We start from the raw sequence: 1,785 nt of genomic DNA, 5'->3' as shown, positions 1-1,785 counted from the left end.
GACCCGGAATGATGAGGAGGATCGTCGACGCGGCGGCGAAGGCGGCCCAGTTTTCGAAGGACATGCTCGTCTCCCTTGAGCTTAAAGAAGAGGATAAATCCTTAGGCCCAGGAGAATGTAAAGAGGCGATTTCCCTGACTGCGCCAGCGGCAGATCGGTGTCAGTTCGCGCCGCTCAGCGTGCTCACGATATCGGCCAGGCTGACATTGGCACCGAGAACGGTTGCCGCCGCGACAATGGCAGCGGCAAAAAGCTTGATGTCGGTTTTTAAGATCTTGCACATGGAGGCCCCTCGCTGATGGTTTGAGGAGTAGGAAACGCCGGCCCGACCGAGGTCTCTTTGTGCAGCAGCCTTCGTTCAAGCCCAGGCAAGAAGGTCGGACATCGTCAAGGCCATGCGCAAATGCAGGCTGTGCAATGTCTTCACGCTTTATCAACCATGAATGATGAAAATGCCCGCTATCCGGCCGGACCGTGCTTCCCGCCGACAGCGTAGGGTCTGGGTATATGCGTGAGTTGCCGCAAGGTCTGACGCCGCCGCGAAATGGCGACGCAATCGAAACCGATCATCATCTTTCCCGCCGCGCCATCCTGTCCGGGGCAGGGGCGCTCGCGCTGCTGAGCGCCGCCGGTTGCTCGACCTCGGGCTTGGGTCTGCCGGAGCTCGAGCTCGACGACGTCACCACGGGTTCCGTGCGGCCGATCCGGCCAAGCATCAGCGTCGACAAGAACATCACCAGCCCCGGCGTCATGTATGCCGGGCTGACCGACGGCGGCTTCAACGTGCCGGAAGTGCCATATCTGAAGGTCAAGCCGGAATTCCGCCGCCAGATCGTCGTCGACACGACAGGCGAGGCGCCCGGCACCATCGTCGTCCATCTCAAGGAGCGCATGCTCTATCTCGTCCAGCCGGGTGGCGACGCCATTCGCTACGGCGTCGGCATCGGCAAGGATGGCTTCCGCTGGTCGGGTCGCGCCAACATCCAGTACGGCAGGGAATGGCCGACCTGGACGCCGCCGCCAGAGATGATTGCCCGCAAGCCTGAACTGGTGAAATGGCAAGCCGGACAGCCCGGCGGCCTCACCAATCCGCTCGGCGCGCGTGCCCTCTACATCTACCAGGACGGCAAGGACACCGGCTATCGCATCCACGGCTCGCCCGAATGGTGGAGCATCGGCCAGGCGATGTCGTCGGGCTGCGTGCGCCTGATCAACCAGGACATCATCGACCTCTACAGCCGCGTCTCCAAGAAAAATCCGGTCGTCGTCGTCTGACGCTTATGCGGCGTGTTGGCGCCGCTCGAAACTCCCGTTGCGCGATGCGGCAAGACAGGCCAAGGTGCCTTGAAAACCATCGCGCCGGGAGAAATCAAGCATGGCTGGAACGTTTGTCATCGCGCAGGGCGGCGGCCCAACCGCCGTCATCAACCAGACGGTTGTCGGGGCGACACTGGAGATCCGCAAGCGGCATCCAGGTGCCAAGGTGCTGGGCTCAATCCATGGCGTGCGCGGCATCCGTGACGGCAATTATGTCGACCTTTCCGCCATCCCCGAGGACCGGCTGCGGCTGATTGCCGGCACGCCGAGCGCCGCCCTCGGCTCGACCCGCGACAAGCCCGACGCCGCCTATTGCGATGTCATCCTCAACGGCCTGAAGAAGGCCGGCGCCGACGCCTTCATCTATATCGGCGGCAACGACACGTCGGGTACCCAGCAGATCCTGACCGATGCCGCCGGCGGCTCAATTGCCTTCGTCCATGCGCCAAAAACCATCGACAATGATCT

3 protein-coding genes are annotated in these 1,785 nt (G+C 62.6%); all 3 read left to right on the top strand.

Annotation, left to right across the window (positions count from 1 at the left end; genetic code table 11):
• Positions 1–299, top strand: a 299-nt coding sequence (locus EN939_RS38720) for a hypothetical protein (RefSeq protein ID WP_206528406.1), incomplete at its 5' end; no start/stop codon positions are given.
• A 208-nt stretch (positions 300–507) separates the two neighbouring features.
• A complete protein-coding gene (locus tag EN939_RS32715; protein ID WP_127270201.1) occupies positions 508–1,275 on the top strand; it encodes a L,D-transpeptidase in 768 nt (255 codons plus the stop codon).
• 100 nt (positions 1,276–1,375) lie between these two features.
• Positions 1,376–1,785: 6-phosphofructokinase (locus EN939_RS32710; RefSeq protein ID WP_206517484.1), on the top strand; the 410-nt coding region annotated here is incomplete at its 3' end.

The organism is Mesorhizobium sp. M7A.F.Ca.CA.002.05.1.1, assembly GCF_003998335.1.
Lineage (GTDB): Bacteria > Pseudomonadota > Alphaproteobacteria > Rhizobiales > Rhizobiaceae > Mesorhizobium.
Note: the sequence above shows the minus strand (reverse complement) of the source record. Positions and strands in the feature narration are given on the sequence as shown.

Excerpts from the sequence above, each read along its gene's own strand:
- EN939_RS32715 (WP_127270201.1), top strand. The coding sequence starts at position 508 with ATGCGTGAGTTGCCGCAAGGTCTGACGCCGCCGCGAAATGGCGACGCA.